The 26,037-nt window shown below is 52.6% G+C and carries 20 protein-coding genes; 1 reads left to right on the forward strand and 19 read right to left on the reverse strand.

From position 1 onward, the window contains the following. Positions 1-429 precede the first annotated feature (429 nt). The gene (locus tag NT140_11755) at positions 430-1,905 is read left to right on the forward strand and encodes a sodium:proton antiporter (GenBank protein ID MCX5832537.1); all 1,476 of its coding nucleotides are present in this window, start codon (positions 430-432) and stop codon (positions 1,903-1,905) included. Here the strand turns inward: NT140_11755 and NT140_11760 are convergent, their stop codons facing one another. The 19 genes from NT140_11760 to NT140_11850 form a co-directional block, all read right to left on the reverse strand. After that, entirely contained in the window at positions 1,906-2,484 is a 579-nt protein-coding gene (locus tag NT140_11760; GenBank protein MCX5832538.1) for a 2Fe-2S iron-sulfur cluster-binding protein, read from the reverse strand. Continuing rightward, a complete protein-coding gene (locus NT140_11765) occupies positions 2,481-4,409 on the reverse strand; it encodes a 4Fe-4S binding protein (GenBank protein ID MCX5832539.1) in 1,929 nt (642 codons plus the stop codon). Before NT140_11765 ends, NT140_11760 begins: the two co-directional genes overlap by 4 nt. 9 nt (positions 4,410-4,418) lie before the next feature. Beyond that, positions 4,419-4,871 (reverse strand): NAD(P)H-dependent oxidoreductase subunit E, encoded by a 453-nt coding sequence (locus tag NT140_11770; GenBank protein ID MCX5832540.1) that lies wholly within the window; start codon positions 4,869-4,871, stop codon positions 4,419-4,421. Between the two features lie 24 nt (positions 4,872-4,895). Continuing rightward, positions 4,896-5,663, reverse strand: a complete 768-nt coding sequence (locus NT140_11775) for a hydrogenase iron-sulfur subunit (protein MCX5832541.1) — start codon at positions 5,661-5,663, stop codon at positions 4,896-4,898. A 20-nt stretch (positions 5,664-5,683) separates the two neighbouring features. Beyond that, the gene (locus tag NT140_11780) at positions 5,684-8,737 is read right to left on the reverse strand and encodes an FAD-dependent oxidoreductase (GenBank protein ID MCX5832542.1); all 3,054 of its coding nucleotides are present in this window, start codon (positions 8,735-8,737) and stop codon (positions 5,684-5,686) included. Between the two features lie 165 nt (positions 8,738-8,902). After that, positions 8,903-9,697, reverse strand: a complete 795-nt coding sequence (fdhD, locus tag NT140_11785; GenBank protein MCX5832543.1) for a formate dehydrogenase accessory sulfurtransferase FdhD — start codon at positions 9,695-9,697, stop codon at positions 8,903-8,905. A 30-nt stretch (positions 9,698-9,727) separates the two neighbouring features. Continuing rightward, complete coding sequence (locus NT140_11790; GenBank protein ID MCX5832544.1) at positions 9,728-10,879, reverse strand: (Fe-S)-binding protein; 1,152 nt, start codon at positions 10,877-10,879, stop codon at positions 9,728-9,730. A 26-nt stretch (positions 10,880-10,905) separates the two neighbouring features. Continuing rightward, entirely contained in the window at positions 10,906-11,466 is a 561-nt protein-coding gene (locus NT140_11795; protein MCX5832545.1) for a (4Fe-4S)-binding protein, read from the reverse strand. Continuing rightward, the gene (locus tag NT140_11800) at positions 11,459-13,423 is read right to left on the reverse strand and encodes an aldehyde dehydrogenase (protein MCX5832546.1); all 1,965 of its coding nucleotides are present in this window, start codon (positions 13,421-13,423) and stop codon (positions 11,459-11,461) included. Before NT140_11800 ends, NT140_11795 begins: the two co-directional genes overlap by 8 nt. A 318-nt stretch (positions 13,424-13,741) precedes the next feature. Beyond that, complete coding sequence (locus tag NT140_11805; GenBank protein MCX5832547.1) at positions 13,742-14,356, reverse strand: 2Fe-2S iron-sulfur cluster-binding protein; 615 nt, start codon at positions 14,354-14,356, stop codon at positions 13,742-13,744. Next, on the reverse strand, positions 14,353-16,071 hold the full coding sequence (locus NT140_11810) for an NAD(P)H-dependent oxidoreductase subunit E (GenBank protein MCX5832548.1): 1,719 nt from the start codon (positions 16,069-16,071) through the stop codon (positions 14,353-14,355). The genes NT140_11805 and NT140_11810 overlap by 4 nt, the downstream gene beginning before the upstream one ends. Positions 16,072-16,080: 9 nt before the next feature. After that, positions 16,081-16,533, reverse strand: a complete 453-nt coding sequence (locus NT140_11815) for an NAD(P)H-dependent oxidoreductase subunit E (GenBank protein MCX5832549.1) — start codon at positions 16,531-16,533, stop codon at positions 16,081-16,083. 78 nt (positions 16,534-16,611) lie between these two features. Beyond that, complete coding sequence (locus tag NT140_11820) at positions 16,612-17,382, reverse strand: hydrogenase iron-sulfur subunit (protein ID MCX5832550.1); 771 nt, start codon at positions 17,380-17,382, stop codon at positions 16,612-16,614. A 70-nt stretch (positions 17,383-17,452) separates the two neighbouring features. Then, entirely contained in the window at positions 17,453-20,464 is a 3,012-nt protein-coding gene (locus tag NT140_11825; protein ID MCX5832551.1) for an FAD-dependent oxidoreductase, read from the reverse strand. 78 nt (positions 20,465-20,542) lie between these two features. Beyond that, entirely contained in the window at positions 20,543-21,091 is a 549-nt protein-coding gene (locus tag NT140_11830) for a (4Fe-4S)-binding protein (protein MCX5832552.1), read from the reverse strand. Positions 21,092-21,097: 6 nt separating this feature from the next. Continuing rightward, the gene (locus NT140_11835) at positions 21,098-23,071 is read right to left on the reverse strand and encodes an aldehyde dehydrogenase (protein MCX5832553.1); all 1,974 of its coding nucleotides are present in this window, start codon (positions 23,069-23,071) and stop codon (positions 21,098-21,100) included. Between the two features lie 68 nt (positions 23,072-23,139). Then, positions 23,140-23,613 (reverse strand): AMP-binding protein, encoded by a 474-nt coding sequence (locus tag NT140_11840; protein ID MCX5832554.1) that lies wholly within the window; start codon positions 23,611-23,613, stop codon positions 23,140-23,142. Next, positions 23,613-25,169, reverse strand: a complete 1,557-nt coding sequence (locus NT140_11845; protein ID MCX5832555.1) for an AMP-binding protein — start codon at positions 25,167-25,169, stop codon at positions 23,613-23,615. The genes NT140_11840 and NT140_11845 overlap by 1 nt, the downstream gene beginning before the upstream one ends. A 169-nt stretch (positions 25,170-25,338) precedes the next feature. After that, positions 25,339-25,581: a hypothetical protein gene (locus NT140_11850; protein ID MCX5832556.1), complete on the reverse strand. Its 243-nt coding sequence runs from the start codon at positions 25,579-25,581 to the stop codon at positions 25,339-25,341. Positions 25,582-26,037: the final 456 nt, after the last annotated feature.

Consider the following 26,037-nt stretch of genomic DNA (forward strand, 5'->3'; position numbering starts at 1 on the left):
TAAGGTGTTCCATAGCCTGAATGCAGTTGAAGATGAACTTGTCACTTCCCTGGCGACTTTGGAAAAGGATAATCATACAGTGGCAGGGCTAACCGGTTTCGAATGGATCGTTAGTATATCTATGAATGCAAATTAGTATCAGAAGGCTACCGCTGGTTCAATTATGCCGATTGAACCACGAATAAACAGTCTTGTGCTATCCGCAATATAACGTGTTGTTATTTGTTCGTTTCATGGACACGTTTTCTGAACGTGTCCATGCCGCAGACATGAAAAACCCAGGCACACCGCGAAATGAGCATCGTTTTCGGTGCGTTACGGTATTTGCCGAACACACCCTACGGTTCCATGAATCCAATTGCAAAGGTTGATAAAATAAATTATAAAGCACACCGCGCTGCCAATATTTATCGGAGGAATGCTGACATTATGAAATCAACGAAAAACTTCTCAAACTTGGCGATTACGCTCTCTCTCTTGATGGTCATCCTGTGGGCAATGCCCGCCGCGGCAGCAACGGCCGGGCATGAGGCCAATAACATCGGTAAAATATTGCCCTGGTGGGCGGCGCTGCCCTTTGTCGGGATGCTGCTTTCCATTGCTCTTTGTCCACTCCTTACCCCCCGGTTCTGGCATCTGCATTATGGAAAGACAGCCGCCTTTTGGGCATTGTTGTTCGCCATCCCTTTTCTCCTGGCCTTCCCGAATCTTGCCCCGCGGGAAATCGCCAATATATTTTTGATTGACTATGTCCCCTTTATCATCCTCTTGTGGGCACTGTTCACGATTGCCGGAGGTATTGTTGTTGCGGGCTCTTTCAGCGGCATGCCCATCATTAACACCATTATGCTGTTGATAGGGACAATAATGGCCTCCTGGATAGGAACGACGGGCGCCTCCATGGTAATGATCCGGCCCGTTTTAAAGGCCAACAAGACCAGACAGAACAAAGTGCACACCGTGTGCTTCTTCATCTTCTTGGTGTCCAACATCGGCGGTTCTCTCACCCCACTGGGCGACCCGCCGCTCTTTCTCGGCTTTTTGCATCAGGTTCCCTTCTTCTGGGTAACAATGGCCGTCCTGCCGCACATGCTCTTCACCACGGCAATACTGCTCGCGATTTTTTTCGTGCTGGACAGTTATTATTTCCTGCGGGAAAAGAAGCAGGAAATAATCATAGAGCTGGACAAAGAACAAAAGGTTAAGTTCAAGCTTGAGGGTGGATATAACTTAATTCTTCTGGCCGGCGTTGTGGGCATGGTGGTGATCAGTGGCTTTTGGAATGCGGGCGGTTACACCATCAAAGGAATGGAATTTCAATGGCAGAACCTGGCGAGGGACATGGTGATTGTGGTTTTGGGCCTGCTCTCCCTGCTAATAACCCCCCAGCATCTCAGGAAAGCAAATGATTTTAGCTGGTTTCCGATAATTGAAGTAGCCAAGCTCTTTGCCGGCATCTTTGTGACCATCATCCCCGTCCTGGCCATTTTGAAAGCCGGTCTGGACGGACCCTGGGCGGGGCTGATTGCCCTGATCAAAGAACCACTCCATTATTACTGGATATCGGGAGCTTTATCGTCCTTTTTGGACAATGCGCCCACCTATCTCACCTTTTTTAATCTGGCGCTGGGTCAACTGGGTTTGACGGAGGGAATGATTCCGGCGGCTCTGGCGGCCAACACTGCCACGGCGAATCCCGCCTTCATCAGCTTCCTGAAGGCCGTCTCCGTGGGCGCCGTGTTTATGGGTGCCAACACCTATATAGGCAATGCGCCGAATTTTATGGTGAATTCGATAGCAAAGGAGTTTGGGGTAAACATGCCCAGTTTCTTCGGCTATATGTTTAAGTACTCGATTCCGATACTTATACCCATCTTTATCGTGGTGGGTTTGGTATTTTTCTGATCAAAAAAACGCTTTGGCCAAAACATAGGCTGCCTGCAGGGCCTCGGTCGGGCAAAGGGGAAAACATTCTTTGCAGTCCCAGCACTCCTTGGAAGCTATCTCGGGAATGAAGCTGATCTCTTTTCTGATGCCCCGGTCAATAAATCCCAAGGCGTTCTTCTTCTTGACCTCGGCGCAGTATCTCACGCAGAGGCCGCAATGAATGCAGAAAGAGGCCTCTTTTTCGAAACGGTTTTTGTCGGCTCCATACTCTTTGGCTAAGTCCTGCAAATCAAAGGCATCGGGGGCATGGGCCAGCAAAAGCTGGAGGACCATCTTGCGGATTCTATCCACCTTCTCGGACCTGGTTTTCACGACCAGATTTTTTTCCACGGGGTAAACGCAGGAAACAACGAGTCTTGTCGAGCCGCGGCTTTCTACCTCTACGATGCAAAGCCGGCAGCCCCCATAGGGTTCCAATTTCTCGTGAAAACAAAGGGTGGGGATATTGATTCCCGCACTGCGCGCTGCCTCTAAAACGGTCATCCCGGCCTGGGCCTTCACTTCTTTCCCATCAATCTGTAAAAGGATTTCACTCATTTTTGTTTACTCTCCCTGACTATCGTTCTTGCTTCTTCAGGAATAGGAGGCGGCACGGGCTCGCCGGAAATCTTCTGCACCGAGCCAAAGCGGGGGGGGCAAACTTCAAAGCACGTCCCGCACTTGGTGCATTTCTCCTGGTCAATTACATGGATCCGGTTCTTGCCGCCGTCAATCGCCTCGACAGGGCACTTCTTCAGGCAGGCCATACAGGCCTGACACTTCTTCGGGTCAATATGGTAGGCGATCAGCTCCTTGCAGGAAAGAGCCGGGCATCGCTTCTCCTTGACGTGTGCCTCATACTCGTTTCTAAAGTATTTCAGCGTGCTTAAAAACGGGTTTGGGGAACTCTTGCCCAAGGCGCACAGCGCAGCTTCGATGGCGGTCTCGGACAGCTCTTCCAGAAGTTCGATATCGCCCTCTTTCCCCTTCCCCTGGGTTATATTGGTGAGCAGCTTCAGCATCTGCCGCATGCCTTCCCGGCAGGGGACGCACTTGCCGCAGGATTCATCGGTAAGAAAGTCCATGAAGTACCGTGCCACGTCAACCATGCAGGTGTCTTCATCCATGACGATCATGCCGCCGGACCCCATCATCGAGCCGGCCTGGGTGAGTTCATCGAACCCGACCTGCAGATCGAGCTGCGCCTCGGGGATGCAGCCCCCCGAGGGACCGCCGGTCTGCACGGCCTTGAATTTCTTGCCGCCCGGAATGCCGCCGCCGATCGTGTAGATGATATCCCGCAGGGTCATGCCCATGGGCACTTCCACGAGGCCCGTATTGGTGATCTTGCCGACTAAGGAGAATATCTTCGTGCCTTTGCTTTTTTCCGTGCCTAATTGCGTGAACCAGTCCGCGCCCTTGTTGATGATCATGGGCACGTTGGCCCAGGTCTCGACGTTATTCAAGACGCTGGGTCTTCCCCACAGGCCCACGACGTTGGAGCGGACATATTTCGGCCGCGGCTCTCCCGCCCGGCCTTCCAGCGCCGTCATCAAAGCCGTTGATTCGCCGCAGACAAAGGCGCCGGCCCCCTGGTGCACTTTCACGACAAAATCAAAGCCGGAGCCCAGGATGTTCTTTCCCAGCAGGCCATACTCCTCCATCTGCCTGATGGCGGTATGCACATTCTCGACGGCCAGCGGATATTCCTGCCGCACGTAGATGTAGCCTTCATGGGCGCCGATGGCATAGCCCCCGATGATGAGCCCCTCGAGAACACAGTGCGGATTTCCTTCCAGGAGCGCCCGGTCCATATAGGCTCCCGGATCGCCCTCATCGGCGTTGACGATCACATATTTTATGTCGCCCGGGGCATTGCGAGATCCTTCCCATTTGCTGCCGGCGGGAAAGCCGCCGCCGCCCCGGCCTCTCAGATTGGCTTTCTTGACTTCCTCCACGACCTGCTCAGCCGTCATCCCGGTAAGAGCTTTGGCCAGCGCGGCATATCCGCCGATGGCCAGATAATCGTCAATGCTCTTGGGATCAATATTGCCGTTGGAGCCGAAAACAAGCCGATGCTGGTTTTTGTAGAAGGGGATTTCGTGTTCATGGGTGATCTTTTCCTTAGTGCCGGGATCGGTGTAGAGCAGCCGCTCGACGACCTTATTCTCCTTGATCGTCTCGGAGACGATTTCCGGAACATCCTTGGGCTCGATCTGCAAGTAGCATATTTCCTTGGGGTGGATCAGGATAATCGGCCCTCGCTCACAAAAGCCGTGGCACCCGGTCTTCCTGACGTCCACAGCAGCGCTCAGGCCTTGCTTGCTGATCTCCTCTTCAATCGCCGTGGCTACTTCGCCGCTGCCCGAGGCATGGCAGGCAGATCCGGCACAGAGGGTAATGCACGGTTTATTGGGGTCTCTTTTTGACAGGATGCCCTTTCTGAACTCTTCCAATTCAGCGGGCGAATTTATCTGGGGCATATTATTATCCTAACTGTAATTTTTTAGCACGTCTGCTATCTTCGATGGCACCATCTTGCCGTGCGTCTTCCCATTGACATCCATCACCGGTCCCAAAGCACAGCAGCCGAGGCAGTTGACTGTCTGCAGGCTGAACTTCAAATCCAGGTCTGTTTCGCCAGGTTTAATTCCTGTCATGTCCTGCACCGTGTCAATGATGCGCGTGGCGCCACGAACGTGACAGGCCGTGCCTACACAAATGTGAATTTCATGACGACCTTTCGGAACTAAACTAAAGGCTTTATAAAAGGTCGCTATATGCTGTATCCGGGTTAAAGGAACCTGCAATTTTTCGCTGACCCTCTCTAATGCTTCCTTGGGAAGCCAGTGATTCTCACTCTGAATCTCCAGTAATACCTGAATCAGTGAACTGGCCTCGCCCTGATGCTTATCAATAATCTGATCAATTCTATCGTTTACCATAGTTGCATTCCTAATCTACTCACCCTATGCGAGGGCGTAGCATTTCTGACCTACGTCGTACCTGACTAATCCTTGCCGGGACGAACTATTCATGTGTCTCGATACCTCAGACGGGGTCAGGCCCAGGATTTCAGAGATTTTACCCGTCGAAAGGGGTTTGTCCCGCAGGAGGGAGGTTATTTGGCTGATGGCCAGTTTATCCACAATTAATTCCTTAAATAACCGGTTGAACTCGTCGCTGCTGAAAAATTTGTTGTAATCCGCTTCCGTTTTCAGCGTCATTCTCAGCCGTTCCCGTTCCACAAGCCGGAAGTAGGGAATCAGCTTGGTAACCGCCTCTAATTTGAACTTCAACCCCTGGGCATCTATTCCCTCACTTTTCCCCAGTGGCCCCAATTCCTTTATTTTTTTGACAAAATCATTCACATCTTCGACAAAAACGTTTGCTTCCGCGCCGGACATGAATTGAATCCTTAACCGTTCCGGATTCAGCCCGATAAGCTCCATGATTTTTTTGCAGAGCAGCACCATGCCGAGGGCGTGGTAGTTTCCCTGGGTAACGTAATTGCATTCGTTCAAACGACAACCGCCGATAAACACCCCATCCATTCCTTTCGAGAAAGCCCTGAGCACAAACGACAGGTCCACTCTTCCGGAACACATAAGGCGAATCAGCCTCATCTCAGTAGTATATTGCAGTCTGGAAACTCCAGCCAGGTCAGCAGCGCCGTACACTCACCAGTGGCATACGAAGCCGACTACCTTGGGTTTGAATTTAAGTCCTGCACTCATTCCTTCTCACCTCCATTATATTAAGCTCCTGCCGCCGCATAAAGCTGCCTGATCTCTTCCTCGGGAACGACAGCGTCAATCTGGCTGAAGATCTCTTCATCCGTAAAGTGCTTCAGTTGGATCGCCATGGTGGGACACTTGGCGTTACAGAGACCGCATCCTTTACAGAGGACCGGATTTACCGTGGCCTTCCGGCCCGCCGGCGTTTCATAAAAATCTATGGCGCCGTAGGTGCAGGCCGTAATGCAGGCCCCGCAGGAAATGCACTTATCTTCATCCACATCGCACACGGAACCGGATGCTGTGACGGTCTCGTGAGAGAGCAGGGTCAACGCCCGCCCGGCGGCCCCATAGGCCTGATTGATCGTTTCCTGGATAAACTTGGGATAGTGGGCCAGCCCGCACAGATACACGCCGTCGGTGGCAAACTCAACGGGCCGCAATTTGACATGGGCTTCCTTGAAAAATCCATCCGGGCTAAGAGTGACCTTGAACAATCCGGCTACTTCCTGCGTCGCGGCCGAGGGAAGAACGGCCGCCGCCAAGGCAACGTAATCAGCATCAATTGCGAGCTGCTTGCCCAGAATATAATCGGGCAGGGAAACCCGCAACACCGGCCGGCCCTCTGCCACCACCGCTTCGACCTGCGGTTGATCCTGAGGCTCATAGCGGACGAACTTTACATCCTTATTTGATGCATCCCGGTAATAATCCTCTTTGAAACCATATGTCCTCATATCCCGGAAGAGGATATAGATATCCATCGTGGGATTCAGCTCTTTCAATTTCAACGCGTTCTTTACGGACTCGCTGCAGCAGATCCGGCTACAGTAATTTCTGTCCTCATTCCGGCAGCCTACGCACTGGATCATCACGAGGCTCTGGGCGTTCACTACCCCTTCGTTTCCCTGGGCAATCCGCTCTTCCAGCTCGAGCTGGGTCATAACCCGATCATCTTGGCCATACAGGTATTCCGTCGGCTTATACACATCAGCCCCGATGGCGATGACGGCGACGCCGTGCTTTATCTCCTTGATGCCTCGATCGGACTTCACTTTGGTAACAAAATTACCCACATAGCCGGTCGCCTCCGTGATGGCGGCATCCGTATAGACGTGTATCGAGGGATGCTGGTAAACCTTGCCGATAATGTCGCGCAGATAGGCCTGCACATCTAATCCTTCCAGCGTATAATGGATTCTTCGGGCCATTCCCCCCAGGTCTTCAGCCTTTTCCACTAAGTAAACCTCATGGCCCTGCCTGGCTATGGACAGGGCACTCGTCATGCCGGCAATGCCGCCGCCCAAAACCAGCGCCGTCTTGTTGACGGGCAGGTCGAATTCCTGCAGGGGTTCCAAACAGCAAGCGCGGGCCACAGACATCCTGACGATATCCTTGGCCTTTTGTGTTGCTTCTTCCTTTTCCCGGGCGTGAACCCAGGAGCAATGTTCCCGGATATTCGCCATGTCTAAATAGTATTGATTGATGCCCGCCTCGCGCAGGGTGTCCCGGAACAAGGGTTCCAGCGTCCGGGGGGAACAGGCGGCAATCACCACCCGGTTTAGCCCCTTTTCCTTGGCGATGTCGGCTATTTGCTGGGCCGAATTGGTCGCGCACGAGAATAGCTGCTCCTGGGCGTAAACGACATTGGGCAGCGTTAATGCGTATTCTACTGTGGAAGGAACGCTCACGATCCTGCCGATATTGGCCCCGCAGTGACACACGAAGACCCCCACCTTGGGCTCCTCCTGGGAGACATCGCGTTCAGGCGGATAGATCCGTTCCTTCGCCAGGTTGCCGCGCCGGTAGTCGAGAAGCTCGCCAATCTGGGAACCGGCCCCGCTGGCACTGAAAACCGACTCGGGGATATCAATAGGTCCCTGGATGCCGCCGCTGACAAAGATCCCCGGCTTGCTCGTTGCCATGGGATTGACGGGATCTATCTTGCAGAAATCGTGATCATTGAGGTCAATGCCGAATTTTGCCGCTATGCCCTTCGCGTCGGCAGGAGGATTCAGGCCAACGGACAGGACCACCATCTCGAACTCTTCCTCTTTTACTCCCTCATCGGCGGTGGCATAGCGAACGGTGACATTTTTGGTTACGGGGTCCTCTTTCACAATCGAGGTGTAGCTGCGGATAAATCGCACCCCGGAGAGCTTCTCTGTCCTTTCGTAATAGCGCTCAAAATCCTTGCCAAAGGAGCGAATGTCGTTATGGAAGACGGCTAATTCGGCCTCGGCGTCATGATCTTTGGTCAAAATCACCTGTTTTTGGGTGTAAGTGCAGCAGACGGCGGAGCAATAGCTGTTTTCGCCCTCTGTAACGCGCCGGGAGCCGACGCATTGAATCCAGGCGATTTTGTGGGGGTGCTTCTTGTCGGAGCCGCGCCTGATCTCGCCTTCGAAGGGACCCGTGGAGGACAGCAGCCGTTCAAAGTCCATGCTCGTGACCACGTTTGCGAACTTGCCGTAGCGATATTCCTCTTTCGTCTTGGGGTCAAAGGGCTCCAGGCCGGGCGACAGGATGATGGCCCCCACCGATATCTTGACCTGCTCCGGCTTCTGGTTGAAATCTATCGCGCCGTTCTTACATACTTTTTCGCAAATGCGGCATTTGTTCTCTTTGAGGTAAATGCAGCTTTCATCTATATAGGTGACTAAGGGAATCGCTTGCGCAAAATAGATATGGACGGCCTTGTTCTGTGATATATCCTGATTGAACTGGTCCGGATATTTGACCGGGCAGTATTCCACACAGGTAGTGCAGCCCGTGCATTTGCTCTCGATAATATACCGGGGTTTCTTGAGCAGGGTTACCTTGAAATCTCCCGCCTCCCCGGCGACAGCGTCAACTTCCGTGTAGGTGTGAACCTCTATGTTTTGATGCCGGCCGACCTCGACCAGTTTAGGTGCAAGTATTCACATGCTGCAGTCGTTGGTCGGGAAGGTCTTGTCCAGTTGGGCCATGTGGCCCCCGATGCTGGGCGCCTTCTCCACGAGGTAAACCTTGAAACCCGCATTGGCCAGATCCAGAGAAGCCTGGATGCCGCTGATCCCTCCCCCGACAACCATGACGTCGCCAAAATTACCGTCGCCACGAGTTTTACAAAGCTCCTGAATATTTTCATGCAGCGCTATTACATTGTCCACTTTCTATCACCTCATCAGTAATCAAAACCATATCCCCGATAAAAACATTCGGGGATGGCATCCTTTAATTTATTGAATATGAAACTATCAGTCCCCTTCACCCTTTGCGCGGCCCAGCCGTTCCGGATGGGCATAAACCGACAGGCGGCTGCCGCGGGCATAGCCAACCAGCGTAATGCCCAGTTCACGGGCCAGCATAACGGCGCGCTCCGTAGGCGAGGTCAAGGAGACGACTATCGGAGCCTGCATCCGGGCCACCTTGATCAACATCTCCGATGAAATGCGGCCCGTGGTCAGGACCAGCCTGTCTCTGGTTGCTATTTTCCGCAAGAGACACTCACCCAGGATTTTATCCAGCGTGTTATGCCGTCCAATGTCCTCGGCCATAACGAGCAGGTTCTGTGTATCGGCAAGAGCTGAGGTATGCGTGCCGCCACTAAACCGATACAGCTCCATCCGCTCCTGCAACTGCTTCATCAAGGCCAGCAGTTCCCGGGGCTCAGCGTTCAGGCTGGAATCAACGTTTATGCCATCGGTAGTAAACGTTGCGCCGCCGCCGCAACCAGAGGTGAGCGTCCTCTTGGTCGGGAGCACAAACTCCTTATTGTTCAGCCTCACATCAACTTCCGACTCCGCGTCACAGACCCGCATCATCGCAATGTCGTCCATTCCCGTAATAATTCCCTCGGCGAACAGATAGCCGAGGACCAGGCAGTTTAGCTTGTCCGGCGTGCACAGGATGGTAACCAGCTCCAGACCGTTTACATAAACAAGGAGCGCCATCTCCCGTGGCGCGTAAACCGAACTTCTTACCCATCCCTCGTCGGAAAAGCGATCACAGACTATGTCCGGCGCGATACCCTTCATATCCAATTCGCTCATCGCTTCCTGCGTGTTCATTTATCGGGTCTGTTAGATGACGCCCTGCAAAACCTCCGTAATATCTTTTACCTGGAGAACCTCGCCATAATTCAGGACCAGCCGACTGTCTTCCAAATTCGTGATGCAGTACGGGCAAAATGTAACCAGCTCTTCTGCCCCCACCTCAACCGCCTGCTCCACTCTGAGGTCGGAGAACCGTTCTCCCTTGACCGTTTCCATCCAGATCCGGCCTCCCCCCATGCCGCAGCAGAGGCTGTCAACTCCCGCTTCGGGAAGCTCGCGGAACTCCACCCCAGGGATTTTCTTCAAGATTTCCCGCGGCTCGTCGTATATGCCATTATGCCGCCCCAGGTAGCAGGGATCATGATAGGTAATTTTCTTGGCATACTCCTTTTTAATCTCCAGCTTTCCCTCATTCAGGAGCTGCAATAAATATTGGGAGATATGGATCACTTCGAAGTTCACCTTGAATTCGGGATATTCGTTTTTGAAGGTATGGTAGCAATGAGGAGAAGAAACAAGAATTTTTTTCACCCCGTTATCAATAAACGCCTTGATATTTGCCTTGGCCAGACGTTTGAACACTTCCTCATCGCCCGTCTTGCGGATGCTTTCGCCGCAGCAATTCTCCTGGGATCCCAATATCCCGTAATCCACGCCCGCCGCATTCAGGAGCGTCGCAGTGGCCCTGGCCACCTTTTTCATTCTGGGGTCGTAGCTCAGGTAGCAGCAGGGGAAATATAAAATTTCCATCCCCTCGGCAAAGGGCTTCACGCCCAGGCCCTCGGCCCAGTTCGCCCGTTTGGCCCGCTCTTCGTTCAAGGGGTTGCCTTCACCGACGAGGCTGCCGCTGATGGTGCGGATCGGCTTGACCGAGGACGGAAAAACCCCGTATTCCGTGGCAATTCTGCGCAAGGCGATTCCCGATTCTATCTGTTTCACGTCCCGGGGGCATCGCTGCGGGCATCTTCCACAGGTAGTGCAACGCCACAGCTCTTCACTCTCAATATCCGTCAAACCGAAGGTGGCCTCGCGGACTAACTTGCGCATACTGAACGTGGTAACCTTATTCCACGGACAAACAACGTCACATAGTCCGCACTGGAAGCATCTTTTGAAGGCGTCGCCGCCGCTCGCTTTTATGACATCTATGATTTCTTTGTAGGGGGCTACCGTTTCCACTGTATTCGTTAATCCTCTTATGTAGGTTAAGGTGCTGGTTTTATTACTTCTGGGACATATTCCTTCTGGGACATCCGGGCAATGGTATCCATCACCTTCTCCAATCCAAACTTGTCTACCATTGCCTCCAAGCCGACATCCACGTCTTCCGGCTTCTCTTCTTCCTCTACTTCTTCTTCCCTTTCTTCGACAACCAGGGCGTCATTAATGCACCACTTGACACACAGGGGCTCTTCCTCGCCTTCACACATGTCGCATTTGAGCGGGAGGCCGGAATCCGGTTCTTTGAATATCGTCCTGGATGGGCAGGAAGCCCGGCAGAAGCCGCACTCGTCGTATTCCTTGCCGTCAATCACGTATTTGTCTCTGCCCGCACATTCGGCTCCTGTGTACTCACCCGCATAGACAGGCAGATATACGTCTTTGATGGGATGACGAATCAGCCGGATACGAGATCGCTCCGGGTTATTGCTGCTATATTTCGGGTTGGCGTGAAAGGCGGAGCAGACTACCTCGCAGGCCCGGCAACCATTACATTTATCAAGATCTATCTTGATTGTTTTGACTTTCTTCATAACTTTACTCATTTGTTATTATCCCTCTCTGTTCCAAGTCTTCGGCGACGTAACCCAAATCTAATTCGCGCAGCGTCTCTTGAGTAGGAATACCATCGTTATTCCACCCTTTAAATTTGTAATACGCATCCAAGAGCTTTTCTTCAAGCTCGGGAAATCTTTTCCTCCAATGATCCTCGGGCGGCTTCTCATCAGCTCTCTTCAAGCCCCTTCTGATATTGATGGCTCTAAGCAGATTGCGGTTCCTCTTATATATTTGCGTCAGTCCGGCTTCATCCATATCCATCCCGGTCGCGGATGAGATAAAATGCGGGTAATTGTGGATATGATAGGGAGGCTTCAGGGGGAATGACGACAAACCGGCGCACACCCCGAGGGCGTCATCAAGGTAGTGCATCTTCTCCTGCCAGTCAACAATGTCCACAGACATGTCAACGGTCGGGTAATTGGGATTGGATCGTTCGCCGCGGATTTCCCAGTCCAGAAGATATTGCTTGAACTTTTCATCAGGAACATGGATCCAATCCTTGACAAACTCTTCTCTCTCCTCCATCGTCAGAAAAGGCGCCTGGGGGAACTGCCCTTCAATTTGGGTAATGTTTGCCTTCTCGCCGGTGCAATACATGAGGAAATAAATGGGATTCAGCATTCCCAGTTTGAGAGGCAACTGCTCGTGTTTTTTAATATTATTATGAGCATACGCTTCTGCGCCCTTGCCGATCTTTTGGGCCGCCCAATGAGTGCCATTGGCCAGAATATCTCCGATTCCTTCGCGCCGCACAATTTTGTCCAGCATCCAGTAAAACTTCCCCTCATTATCATCCGGACAGCCGGCAAAATCCTCTTCGGTCAAGATACCGGCTTCTCTAAGCTCAAAGCCGAAGGCCATAATTTGCGGGGTGGAGAATCCGTCCACGCCATATTCCGTCGCCTTTTGAGCGATTCTGAAACCAAAATCCAGATCATCTACAAAGGCAGCCATCGTATAGGTAAGTTTCGTGAAGCATTTCATCATGTAGGTGGACATTCCGGGAAGAGAAATAATGGCCCCGCATTTCATCGGGCAGTTATAGCAGCTTATCAGCCGCGTTCGCGCATCTAACTGAGTCTCCCGCCACTTATCTTCGACTTCCTTGGTCCAAAAATCCTTTCTCCGGGTGCGGGAGTTTCCCCACGAGAAATTTTCCGTATGCCACTTTTCGTCTATGTGCTTCATCTCTTGCGGTGACCCAAGCCCCGCTAAAATGGGCATTACCCCCGGGACTGGATTATCTTCCCGGGCCTTTATATATTGCAGCACTTCGGTGCTAAGCTTCATGAATTCTTCCGGTCGGGCAAGATTGATGTCCTTTGTTCCCCGCACGGCTATCGCTTTTATCTTCTTGTCTCCCATCACGGCACCTATTCCGAGTCGGCTGGCGCTGGACCGGCCCTGCTCGATGGAAGCCGTATAGACCCTGTTTTCACCGGCCAGGCCGATAGCAGCCACCTGGGCGTTCGGCTCCTTCAGCTCCTGCCGAATAAGTTCTGCCGTTTCAACAGCGCCTTTACCCTGCAAATGAGAGGCATCACGTATTTCTACCTTGTCATTGTGTATCCACACATAAATCAGCTTGGGGGACTTGCCGCGAAAGATCACCTTGTCATAACCGGCATATTTCAATTCCGGCGCCCAGAATCCCCCCATCATGGAATAGGCCATTAACAAAGTCTGGGGAGAATAGGTGGTAACAATGGTACGGTTGGCGCCGGGAGCAGGTGTGCCGCATAAAAGACCGGTGCCGAATATCAGGAGATTTTCGGGAGAAAAGGGTTCGGTTTCCGGGGGAACCCTGTCCCATAATATCTTGGCGTTGGTACCTAAGCCCCCCAGATAAAGTTCAGTTAATTTTGGATCAGTTTCCACCCTCTCAATGTTTCCCCGGGATAGATCAATTTCTAAGTTAAACCCTGTTTCAGCGTACCTCATTTTTTGCCCCTCTTGGTATCTCCGCAGCCATGTCCTTCAGTTGCGCAGGTTGATCATGTTTATTGCACCCTTTGTGTTGTAGCTATAACATAACTTCGGGCTTGTCAAGAAAAAAATCTACGACATGAGAAGGGAGGAGCAGATGGTGCCATATGTCCGAATAAATGGGACAATTGCGCTTCACGTACAGTTGCCGGGGATAGAAAGTAAGATTGAACTTTTCGGGGTAATAAAAAAGAACGAAGCGGAATTCTATAAAAATGCAAATTGGAATCCTCTTTCATGAGGTTGACGCTGCGATGAGGTACTAATCGCCGCCTACTCCCCTGACCTTGGCTCTAAGGCAGATGGGCGCACCAAGAGCGCTTCGGCTAAATAGTAACTTGCCTGCAGGGCTGAGGTCGGGCAAAGGGGGAAACATTCCTTGCAGTTCCAGCACTCCCGGGAAGCTATTTCGGGAAGGAAACTGATCTCTCGCCTTACTCCTCTATCAATGAATCCGATCGCGTTCTTCTTCTTCACCTCGTTGCAGTATCTTACACAGAGACCGCAGAGAATACAGAAGGACGCCCTCTTCTTGAGGTGCGCCTTGTCGGCGCCATACTCCTTGGCCAACGCCAGCAATTCCGGGGAATCCGGTGCGTGAGCCATCATCATCTCGATCAGCGTCTTACGAATACTGTCAATTTTCTCCGATCTGGTCGTTACCACCAGATTTTTTTCTACGGGGTAGAGGCAGGCCGCCACGAAATTTGTCCTGCCGCGCACAGCGACTTCCACCGTGCAAATCCGGCAACCCCCATAGGGTTCCAGTTTCTCGTGGTGACAAAGCGTAGGTATGGATATGCCGGCACTTTGCGCGGCTGAAAGAATGGTCATCCCTTCCGCCGCCGCAACTTCTCTGCCATCTATCTGCAAAAGGATTTGTTTCATCTCTCCCGCCCTCTCTGACCATGTTCTTGCTGCGAGCTCAGTATCTTGCAGGAACCAGCCGGACACCTCTTTTCTTGAATATGCGCCTCCCACTCTTTTCTGAAGTATCGAAGCGAGCTCAAGAGTGGGTCGGAAGCAGTTTTTCCCAAGGCACAGAGCGCGGCCGCTCCGGCAACCCGGGCTATTTCCTCCAGCAGCTCAATGTCGCCGTCTTTGCCTCTGCCCTGGGTAATATCGGTGATAATCTCCAGCATCTGCCCGATGCCTTCCCGGCAGGGGACGCATTTACCGCAGGACTCGGTCGAGAGGAAGTTCAGGAAAAACCTGGTCATTTCGACCATACAGGTATCTTCAGCGATGATGAGCATCGCACCTGCGCCCATGGGAGCGCCGAGCTTGGCCAGCTCATCGAAATCCAGCGGGGTGTCAATCAGGCTTGCGGGGATGGAGCCTCCCATGGGCCCCCCAAAGTGAACCGCCTTAAGTTTCTTTCCGTTTGGCACGCCGCCGCCGATTTCGTAAACGATCTTCCGGAGCGAGGTACCCATAGGAACTTCGACGACCCCGATGTTGGCTATACTGCCGGATAAGGACAGCAGCTTCACCCCTTTGCTCCGCTCCGTCCCGATAGCGGCATACCACTCGGAGCCGTTGTTGATGATCAACGGCACGTTCGCCCAGGTCTCGACATTATTGAGGTTGCTCGGCCTGTCCCAAATACCGCTTACGGAAGTACGGACATACTTGGGTCTTGGTTCCGGCACCTTGCCTTCGATTGATCTCATAAGCGCACTGGATTCGCCGGAAACGAATATCCCCACATCAAAGTGCACTTCCACATCGAAATCGAAACCGGAGCCAAGGATGTTGGCGCCCAGGAAGCCGTATTCCTGCGCCTGAGCGAGGGCAATCGTAAGATTTGTAAGGAGCTGAGGACTGTCATGGCGGGTGTAGATGAAGCCCTGGTGGGCGCCGATGGTATAGGCGCCAATGATCAACCCTTCCAGCACGCTATGGGGATTCCCGGTAAAGAGGGCGCGATCCATAAACGCCCCCGGTTCGCCCTCGTGGCCGTTGACGATCACGTACTTCACTTCCCCGGGCGCATTACGGGTGGTCTCCCATTTGCTGCCGGCGGGAAATCCACCACCTCCCCGGCCGCGCAAGTTCGCCTTCTTTATTTCTTCCAGTACCTGCTCAGGCGTCAGCTTGAAAAGCGCCTTCGACAGCGCGGCATACCCGCCCAGCGCCAAATATTCGTCAATGCTCCGGGGGTCAATCTTCGCGTTGTTGCCAATGAGAAACTGCGTCTGGTTTTTGTAAAAGGGTATTTCATACTGATGCACGGCTTTTTGGCCAGAAACAGGGTCCGTAAAAAGCAGCCGGTCAACGAGTTTTTTCTCAAGTACCGTCTTTCCGACGATGTCCGCGGCGTCCTCGGGCCTTACTTCTATATAACAGATCTGTTCCGGTGCGATAATAACGACCGGTCCTTTTTCGCAAAAACCAAGGCAGCCGGTCCTTCTGACATCCACCGTGGATTTCAGGCCGCGCTTGTTAATCTCCTCTTCGAAAGCCCCTACCAATCTACCCTTACCGATAGCGTGACAGTTCGGCGCGGCGCATATCGTGATGCAGGGCTTGGCAGGGTCTCTTGTCGCCAAGATACCCTTTCGGACTTCTTCCAACGCCTCAGGCGAGCCTATCCTCAGCATAAATTTCCCTTAATTGACGCTCTTTAACACGTCTTTTGTCTTAGCCGGAACCATCTTGCCGTGATGCTCTCCATCAACTTCCATTACCGGCCCTATTGCACAACAGCCGAGGCAGTTAACCGTCTCCAGGCTGAACTTCAAGTTCGAGGCCGTCTCGCCAGGCTTAATTCCCGTCAACTCTTCGATCGTAGCAAGGACCTGCTGGGCGCCGCGAAGATGGCAGGAAGAGCCCGTGCAGACGTGAATTTCATGACGTCCGGTCGGAATTAAACTAAATGTCTTATAGAAGCTCGCAATCTGGCGCACCCGGCTTAAGGGAACCTGCAATTTTTCGCTGACCCTCGTTAATGCTTCCTTCGGCAGCCAATGATTTACGTGCTGAATCTCCATCAAGATTAAAATGAGCGAACTCGCTTTACCCTGATATTTATTGATGATCTGGTCTATCCTGTCGTTTTCCATAGCCGCCGTCCTGATCCCGATAAACAGGATAAGTGCGTTAACGAATTTGCTTGCTACTGGCAAGCAAATTCTAACTTACTAATATGCCAGTGCGAATCGCTGCTGGGCTTCATCGTACCGCACTAACCCTTGCCTCGCTGAACTGCCAAGGTGTCTTGATACTTCCGAGGGGGTGAAGTTCAGGGCCTCGGACATCTCATCCATCGAGAGGGGTTTCTCTCCCAGGAGCAGCATGATCTGGTTCACTTCCAATTTATCAACAACAAGCTCCCGAATGAGCTTATCTATCTCGTCACTGCTGAAGAACTCTTCGCACTCCTTTTCCGTGTCAAAATGCACTCTTAGCTTTTCCGTTTCCACCAAACGAATGTAGGGAAGCAGACGGGTGAGAGCTTCAAATTTGATCTTCAATCCCCCGGTGTCAATTCCTTCGCCCTTGCCAAGAGGGCCTAACGCCTTGAGTTTTTTGCTGAAGTCATTGACCACCTCGGCGAACCGGATTCCTTCTCCGGCAGATATCCACTCGATCCGTAACCGTTCGGGGTTCACACCGATGTGTTTCAGCAGCTTCTTGGCGAGCAGCACCATGTGCAATGCATGGTGGTTCCCTTCGGTAACGTAATGGCAGTCGCCGAGGTGACAACCGCCGATGAAAACACCGTCTTTCCCCTGCGCAAACGCCCGCAGCACGAACGACAGGTCAACGCGGCCGGTGCACATTACGCGGATAAGCTTGATATCAGTTGTATATTGCAGTCTGGACACGCCAGCCAGGTCCGCAGACCCGTAGCCTCACCAATTACACACAAAGCCGACGATGTTTGGCTTATGCTCAAAACCGGTTTCCATCACTGTCTCCTTCTTAACTGCCGCACCAAGACTCGCAGGGGGCGACGCAGGCGTCACCCCTGCTGCGGGGTTACGCTGCATTTATTTGGGCGAGAATTTCGCCGTCCGTAAAGTGTTTCAAATAAATCGCTCCGCTGGGGCACTTGGCATTGCAGAGGCCATCTCCCTTGCAGAGGATGGGGTTCACCGTTGCTTTCTTGCCCTGCGGCGTATCATGAAACTCGACGGCGCCGTACGCACACGCCGCAATACAGGCTCCACAGGCAACACAGTCATTCTCATTCACCGCACAGACCGAGCCGGACGCCGTTACGGTGTCCTTGGAAAGAATGTTAACGGCGCGGCCGGCAGCTCCGTAAGCCTGGCTGATCGCTTCGGATATGTGTTTCGGATAATGCGCAATCCCGCACAGGAAAACCCCATCAGCGGCAAAATCAACGGGCCGCAGTTTGACGTGGGCTTCCTGAAAAAACCCATCGGGGCTCAGAGCAACCTTGAAGAAACGGGATATGTCCGGACTGCTTGCTGAAGGAACCACGGCAGCGGCCAAGGCGAGCAGATCGGCATCAATCGCCAACTTCTTGCCCAAAATCCGGTCCGTCACGGTAACCCTGATAATGCGCCGCCCATCCTCCTCGACTGCTTCCACCCGGGGCTTATCATCAGGCTCATAGCGGATGAACTTTACATCCTTCTCTGACGCTGCCCGGTAATAATCCTCTTGGAAGCCGTACGTCCTCATATCCCGGTAGAGAATGTAAACGTCCCTGTCGGGATTCATTTCTTTGAGCTTCAAGGCGTTCTTGACCGACTGGCTGCAACAGACGCGACTGCAGTAATTCTTATCCGGCTGTCGGCAGCCGACGCATTGAATCATCACCACGCTCCGGGAACTTACCACTCCTGTTCCCTTTTTCGTGATCTGCTCCTCCAACTCCAGCAGCGTCAATACCCGGTCATCTTTTCCATAAAGGTACTCGGTGGGACGATATTCTTCCGCACCCGTAGCGATTACCGCCACGCCATGGCGTATTTCCTTGACCATTCCTTCCGATCTCAGCCTGGTTACGAAATTCCCTACGTAACCGGAAACCTCGGTGATAACTGCGTCTGTGGATACATGGAGCGATGGGTGCCGATACACCTTCCCGATGAGTTCGGCCAAGTGTGCCTGAACATCCATACCTTCGAGCGTGTAATGAATCCTCCGCGCCATGCCGCCGAGATCCTTCTCCTTTTCCACCAGGTAAACCTCAAAACCCTGGTTGGCCATGGAGAGGGCACAGGTCATTCCGGCCAGGCCACCGCCGACGACCAACCCGGCCTTGTTGACCGGCAACTGGAACTCCTCCAAAGGCTCCAGAAGGGCTGATCGGGCTACCGCCATCCGCACGATCTTCTTTGCCTTCCTGGTGGCCTCGTCCTTCTCGCGCGAGTGCACCCAGGAGCAATGCTCCCGTATATTGGCCATCTCAAAGAAGTATTGGTTGATTCCCCCCTCACGACAGGTATCCCGGAAGAGGGGTTCATGCGTCCTCGGGGTACAGGCTGCCACCACCACCCGGTTGAGCCCTTTCTCCCGGATCGCATCGGCTATTTGCTGGGCATTCTCCGTAGAACAGGCAAAGAGGCTCTCTTGCGCGTGGACAACATTCTTCAAGGTTGAGGCATACTTAACGACTGCAGGGACGTCCACCACGCGTCCGATATTGGCTCCACAATGGCAGACGAACACCCCGACCTTGAGCTTCTCTCCCGATAAATCCCTCTCCTCGGGATATACCCGCTCTTTGGCGAGCAGGCCTCTCCGATAGGACAGGAGCTGGCTGCAGAGGGCATCTGCCCCGCTGGCGGTGACGACGGACTCGGGGATGTCGAGCGGCCCCTGGAACGCGCCGCTGACAAAAATTCCCCGCCGCGTCGTCTCTATCGGATTGGCAGGGCTGATTTTGCAGAATCCGTGCTCATTGAGTTCAATACCGAACTTGTTTGCCAGCTCCTTGACGTCATCGGGAGGATTCAGGCCGACGGACAAGACAACCAGGTCGAACTCCTCTTCCTTTACCCCTTCTTCAGTCGTAGAGTACCGGATAGTTACGTTCCTGCTAGCGGGAATTTCCTTCCCGATTGCTACGTAGCTTCTGATGAAGCGCACCCCGGGAAGCTTCTCCGCCCTTTGATAGAACCGCTCGAAATCCTTGCCGAAAGCCCGGATATCGTTATGGAAAACGGTGGCCTGCAGGTCGGCGTCATGATCCTTGGACAGGATTACCTGCTTCTGCGTATAGGTGCAGCACACCCCCGAACAATAGCTGTTCCCTCCCGGAATCACCTGCCGGGAACCGACGCACTGAATCCAGGCAATCTTGGCGGGATGTTTCCCGTCGGACGGGCGCCTTATCTCGCCGTCGTACGGACCGGTGGCAGACAATATCCGTTCGAAGTCGAGGCTGGTAACCACGTTTGCCATCGTTCCGTAGCCATAGTCACCTCTGAGCTTCGGGTCGAAAATCTCATAGCCCGGAGACAGAACAATCGCTCCTACCTCGACTTCTATCCGTTCAGCCTTCTGAAGGAGGTCTATGGCGTCGTGCTTGCAAACCCCCGCACAGATGCTGCACCTCTCGTCCTGGAGGTAGAAACAGGTATCCGGATCTATATAAGTGACTAAGGGAACTGCCTGCGAGAAGTAAATATGAACGGCTTTGCTCTCTGATAAGTTCTGATTATACTGATCGGGCACTTTTGCCGGGCAGTATTCTACGCAGGCGCCACAGCCGGTGCATTTGCTCTCAACGATATACCTCGGCTTCTTGATCAGGGTTACCTGGAAATCCCCCGCCTTTCCTTCAACCCTATCCACTTCGGTGTAGGTTAATATCTCGATGTTGGGGTGCCGGCTGCATTCGATAAACTTGGGTGATTCAATGCACATGGAACAGTCATTGGTGGGGAAGGTCTTATCTAACTGCGCCATCTTGCCGCCAATAGCCGGCGCTTTATCAACCAGAAAAACTCTGAAGCCGGCATCGGCAAGATCGAGAGTGGCCTGGATCCCGCTGATCCCTCCGCCGACGATCATAACATCAGCGCGCCTATCTTCTGCGGGACGATCAACCAGCAGCCCCTCAATCAGTCCATTATCCAATTTTGTTCATCCTTAGCGTGAGCTTCTCGCCATCCGGGCCACGGTATCAATTACACTCTTCAATCCGTATCTCTTCACGAGAGATTCCAGCCCGATCTCCATCTCGCCGTGTTTCTCTTCCTCGACTTCTGTTCTCTCATCTTGCCTCTCCACGTAAGTCAGGGCCCCCGGCTGGCACACCTGGACGCACATGGGCTCCGGCAGTGACTGGTTTTCACACATATCGCACTTGAGAGGGAGGCCGGAATCAGGTTCCTTGAAGGAATCCCGGGAAGGGCAGGAAGCCGGGCAGAAACTGCACTCGGAGTATTCCTTGCCATTGATCACATAGAGATTTCTCCCATTGCATTCCGCCTTGGTATACTCACCGGCGCGTATCGGAACATAGACATCGTTCTGTTCGTCCATGATCACCTTGATCCGGGACCGCGCCGGATTCATGATGCTGTACTTCGGCATGGCGTGCACCGCGGAGCAGGCCATCTCACAGGTCTTGCAGCCCGTACACTTGTCAACATCCACTCTTATCTCTTTGACGATCCTTGGTTTAGCCGCGTCCATCACGGTTCAAGCCCCCTTCGCTTTTTTCTTCTGAGTTTTAACCGAAGTTTCTTGGGAGGGGGCGCCTTCGTTGCCTGTCAAAATGCCCCTTTTAATGAAATCCTCGCTTACGTAACTCATGCCCAGCTTGTTTAGCGTCTCTTGCGTCGGGATGCCATCATTGGTCCATCCCTTGAATTCATAATAGGCGTCAAGCAGCTTCTGCTCGGATTCATGGTCTCTTACCGCCCAATGGTCCTCCGGCGGCTTCTCATCAGCTCTTCTCATGCCCCTTCTTACATTAATGGCCCGGACCAGGTTCCGATTCCGTTGAAAAACTTCCCACAGCTTGTCTTTGTCAAAATCCATCCCCGTCGCCAGGGAGATCAATTGGGGTATATTATGCACGTGATATGCGGTTTTCCCACCAAATTGGCCTCTGAATGAGGACACAAATGCGCAGAGGCCGATGGCGTCGTCTATGTAATGCATGGCCTCATTCCAATCGCAAATGGCGCACGATGCTTCAACAGAAATCTTGTCCCGTTTTTCCCATTCTAAAAACCACTTCTTGAATCTTTCATCAGGGACGGCGACCCACTCGTTGGCAAACTGTTCTCTCTCCTCCCGGGTAGGAAGGGGATCCTGGGGGTACGACCCTTCGATCTGGGTGATATTCATCTTCTCGCCCGTGGCGATCATGAGAAAATAGGGGGGGTTCACCTTGCCCAGTTTGATGGGCACCTGCTCAAATTTTTTGGTGGTATTATGATCATAAACTTCCGCGCCATTACCAATCTGACGCGCCGCCCAATAGACGCCATTGGCGAGAATATCTCCAATTCCCTCGCGCCGGACGATTTTCTCCAGGATATAATAAAACCTCCCCCGGACGTCGGACGGCATGCCGGGGAAGTCTTTGCCGGTCAAAATGCCGGCTTCCAGAAGCTCCAGGGCAAAGGCGATAACTTGCGGCGTCGAGTATGAGTCCAGCCCGTACTCCTGAGCGACACCAAGTATTTCATAACTAAAGTCCAGCTCTTGAAAGGACGCCATGTGATAGGTGTCTTTTCCGTAGCACTTATAGGAAAATCTCTTCCGCCCCGGCCAGGAAATCACATTATGGCATTGCTTCGGACAGTTATAGCAGCCGGTCTGCCGGTCCATATGGTCATACTTCAGCGCCCGCCACCGGTCTTCGAGTTCCTTGCTCCAAAAGTCTCTCCGGCGCGTACGCGCATTGCCCCAGGCGAAATTGTTGTGGTGGAAACTGTCGTCTTCATCAATCGCCATCCAATCCCCGACATTCGGGTTCTCGGCAAGTTCCTTCATCAGTCCCAGGCAGAGCTCAAAGAGTTCAGCCGGCCGGGCAATATTGATGTCCTTGGTTCCCCGCACGGCGATCGCCTTTAACCTTTTGTCTCCCATAACCGGGCCGACCCCGCGAGCCGCACTCGCGGTAGAGTGATCAATCGAAGCCATGTAAACCCTGTTTTCACCGGCCAGGCCGACAGCGGCCACCTGGATCTGGTCGTCCTTCAACTCTTTCTTGATTTGGGCCGCAGTTTCCTGGCAGCCCTTCCCCCGGAGATGGCCGGCATCGCGTATTTCTACCTTGTCATTGTGTATCCACAGATAAACCAGATCGGGGGCCTTGCCGCGAATGACTATTTTGTCGTAACCGGCATGTTTCAGTTCCACTCCAAAATATGATCCCATCACTGAATGGGCATGGAGATTTGTCTGGGGAGAAAAGGTATTAACAATGGTCCGATTGGCGCCGGGAACAGGCGTGCCATTCAAAAGACCGGTGCTGAATATCAGCAGATTATCGGGGGAAAAGGGCTCAACTTCAGGAGGAACCCTGTCCCAGAGGATCTTGTCGGCAGTGCCCTGACCCCCCAGATAAAGTTTGGTTAATCCAGGGTCAGTTTCGACCTTTTCAATGTTTCCTCGGGAGAGATCAATTTCTAAATTAAATCCTGTCTCTGCAAACCTCATCTATTACCCTCTTGGTATCTCTGCGGCCATGGCCTTCAGTTGCGCAGATTGTTCATGTTTGTCGAACCCTAGTCCTTCATGGCTATAATATAACTCCAGAACTTGTCAAGAAAAAATCCTGAGATAATTATGCAATTGGTCTGTACTGATCCCGCAGTTTTTTTCTCAATCTTGCCCGATCCCGTTTTGGGCAAGGCAGAGATAAAATCAATGGACTTCGGCGCCTTATACCTGGCGATGCGCTCCTTGCAGAATCCGATCAGCTCCTCCTCCGTCGCCTGCGCGGCCGGTTTCAGAACCACAATCGCCTGGACCGCTTCTCCCCATTTCTCATCGGGGACGCCCACGACGGCGCACTCCAGCACGGCCGGGTGCAGGTACAGCGTATTTTCCACCTCGGTGGAATAGACGTTCTCCCCGCCCGTCACGATCATATCCTTGTGGCGGTCCACAATCGTAACATAACCCTCTTCATCCATGACGGCCATATAGCCCGTATAAAGCCGGCCGTTCCTGATCGCCCGCGCCGTTTCCTCCGGTATTATTTTTTTTGGGGGTTGTATCTTTCCCTCAACTTTGGCTTCTCTATTTTTCCCGTGGGGCTTCTGGGTACCGTACCGAAGATAATCTTCCGTGGCCGTTTGTAACGGGGCAGGTTCTCGTCACAATAGAGCATCATCTCTGCCTCGCTCAGGATCTCTCCGCCAACAGGATCAATAACAGCGGTGACAATCTCGCCCAGTCTCTCGTGGGGGCTGCCGATAACGGCCACATCCCTTACCTTGGGGTGTTTCTGAATAACCTCTTCCACCTCCACAGGATAGATATTTTCCCCACCACTGATCACAAGGTCTTTTGCACGATCCACGAGATAAATGTAGCCGTCCTCATCCATTTTTGCGAGGTCGCCCGTACGGAGCCAGCCATTTATTATGGTTTTTGCCGTGAGGTCGGGGTTCTTATAGTACTCCTTCATAACTCCCATGCCCTTGACGACAATCTCGCCTACGGAACCCCGCGGCACATCTTCGCCCTGATCGTTGATGATCCGCGCATCCCACAGGAGTCCAGGCCTTCCGATAGCGCCTATCTTGCTTTCATCGGCAATAAGATTGTGGATAGTACCGGGGCCGGAGCTCTCACTTAAGCCATAGGTGTTATGGAACTGCAGGTGAGGGAAATACTCCTTGCATCTCCTGATCAGGCTCGTAGGTATAGGCTGGGCCCCCATCTGAAGGATGTGCCAGTGGGTGAGGTCATAGTCCTCTTTGCTGACCTCACCCTTGTCAAGGGCTCCCAGGATGTCAAGAGCCCATGGAACAAGAAGAAATGCGATCCGCAATGCCTCGCTGCTTAGGGTCTCGAGAATGGCTTTGGGGGTCACCGCTTCCGTCAAGAGGACCGTTTTCGCCCCGGTAAGCATGGAGCCGAGGAGATGACCCAGGGCCACATGGTACATAGGGGGCATCATGAGGAGTGAATCGTCCCTGGTAAGGGAAAGGCCCGTCACCTCGTTTACTGCTGCAGTAAAGAGGTTCTTGTGGAGCAAGAGTATGGGCTTCGGGGCACCCGTGGTACCTGAGGTAAAGTAGAGGCCGCATTCGTCCTCATCCTCAATCTCTACCTTCGGGAGAAGAGGAGAACTCTCGGCCATCATCTTTTTGGTACTTTCCATGTCTCCCCGTGCCATATCGCCCATAACAATAAAGGTATGGACGGTCGGCAGGACAGCACGCATGGCGTCAATCCTGCCGGCATATTTCTCTTCGAAGAGAAAACAACTCGGCTCGGCCGCATTTGCGCAATACAGGATATTCTCGTCGGTAAAACGGAAATTGAGAGGGTTGATCCATGCCCCCGTTTTGATGATGGAAAAAAATGCTTCGAGCCAGGCGATGGAGTTTCCTCCAAGCCAGAAGACCTTGTCGCCCTTCTTGACCCCCCGCGCAATAAGAGCGTTTGCTAATCTGTTTGTTCTCTCGTTGAATTCTTTCCAGGTAATCTCCAAACGTGCTTTTGATACAGGCCGTATCTCTACAAACGCGGCCTCATCGGCATAGGCGCGCGCATTGCGGTATACAAGGTCTACAATATTCATGGTGCCCTCCAATACTTCATCGGTAGTCTTATGTAATAGTTAATATTTAGTCTATTCCCTGATCCTCTGTCGCTGAGTCTCACTGAAGTCAGCGCTTGAGACCGATGAATTTGTATAGCATCTTTCAACCCGTGCTGCGTACAATTGCTCAATGAAAATGTTGGGTGCGTCACCCCTCGGAGCCACCTGAAATGTTGAATGGTGCATATCCCTTGGAACTGATGATTGCGCATCGTCCATCAAAGTAGGCCTTGAATTCCATACCGGCAGGGAAGGAGATCTCATAGCCGAAATTTTCACTTCGGTAAGTCTTCCAATCCGTTTCAGTGTTTTCGGCGGCACCCAACGTCCAGGCAAGCAGCATCGAGCACAAACCGACAATTAACGAAAGGGAAATGGTCTTGTATGCCACGGAGATATTCTCACTAAGAAGTCACTTTATCGCTGAATACCCTTCGAAACAAAGCATGGCCGTCAAAATTAACTAACGCTCTCTTTCAGGGAGAGGAATCTACCACCTCCCGCCAAAAAAATCACGCTTAAAAATTTGCACATTTCATCCCGTAAATTACGCCGACGGTCAAAAACTCCACCTTTCGATTGGTTATCAATATGGCCGATCTTGGTTAAATGCCAATAATCATAGGCTTTCTCGACCTACCAATACTTGCCTCGGTCAATTCCTTGCAATCCATTATTTCTGATTGAACTCTTTCAGAGGCTATGACTCATACTAATTTGCATTCATAGATATACTAACGATCCATTCGAAACCGGTTAGCCCTGCCACTGTATGATTATCCTTTTCCAAAGTCGCCAGGGAAGTGACAAGTTCATCTTCAACTGCATTCAGGCTATGGAACACCTT

The organism is Deltaproteobacteria bacterium, from assembly GCA_026388415.1.
In the GTDB taxonomy this organism is placed as follows: domain Bacteria; phylum Desulfobacterota; class Syntrophia; order Syntrophales; family JACQWR01; genus JAPLJV01.

Coding starts and splice junctions, on each gene's coding strand:
- NT140_11755 (MCX5832537.1), top strand. CDS start 430: ATGAAATCAACGAAAAACTTCTCAAACTTGGCGATTACGCTCTCTCTC.
- NT140_11760 (MCX5832538.1), bottom strand. CDS start 2,484: ATGAGTGAAATCCTTTTACAGATTGATGGGAAAGAAGTGAAGGCCCAG.
- NT140_11765 (MCX5832539.1), bottom strand. CDS start 4,409: ATGCCCCAGATAAATTCGCCCGCTGAATTGGAAGAGTTCAGAAAGGGC.
- NT140_11770 (MCX5832540.1), bottom strand. CDS start 4,871: ATGGTAAACGATAGAATTGATCAGATTATTGATAAGCATCAGGGCGAG.
- fdhD (MCX5832543.1), bottom strand. CDS start 9,697: ATGAGCGAATTGGATATGAAGGGTATCGCGCCGGACATAGTCTGTGAT.
- NT140_11795 (MCX5832545.1), bottom strand. CDS start 11,466: ATGAGTAAAGTTATGAAGAAAGTCAAAACAATCAAGATAGATCTTGAT.
- NT140_11800 (MCX5832546.1), bottom strand. CDS start 13,423: ATGAGGTACGCTGAAACAGGGTTTAACTTAGAAATTGATCTATCCCGG.
- NT140_11805 (MCX5832547.1), bottom strand. CDS start 14,356: ATGAAACAAATCCTTTTGCAGATAGATGGCAGAGAAGTTGCGGCGGCG.
- NT140_11810 (MCX5832548.1), bottom strand. CDS start 16,071: ATGCTGAGGATAGGCTCGCCTGAGGCGTTGGAAGAAGTCCGAAAGGGT.
- NT140_11815 (MCX5832549.1), bottom strand. CDS start 16,533: ATGGAAAACGACAGGATAGACCAGATCATCAATAAATATCAGGGTAAA.
- NT140_11825 (MCX5832551.1), bottom strand. CDS start 20,464: ATGATCGTCGGCGGAGGGATCAGCGGGATCCAGGCCACTCTCGATCTT.
- NT140_11830 (MCX5832552.1), bottom strand. CDS start 21,091: ATGGACGCGGCTAAACCAAGGATCGTCAAAGAGATAAGAGTGGATGTT.
- NT140_11835 (MCX5832553.1), bottom strand. CDS start 23,071: ATGAGGTTTGCAGAGACAGGATTTAATTTAGAAATTGATCTCTCCCGA.
- NT140_11845 (MCX5832555.1), bottom strand. CDS start 25,169: ATGAATATTGTAGACCTTGTATACCGCAATGCGCGCGCCTATGCCGAT.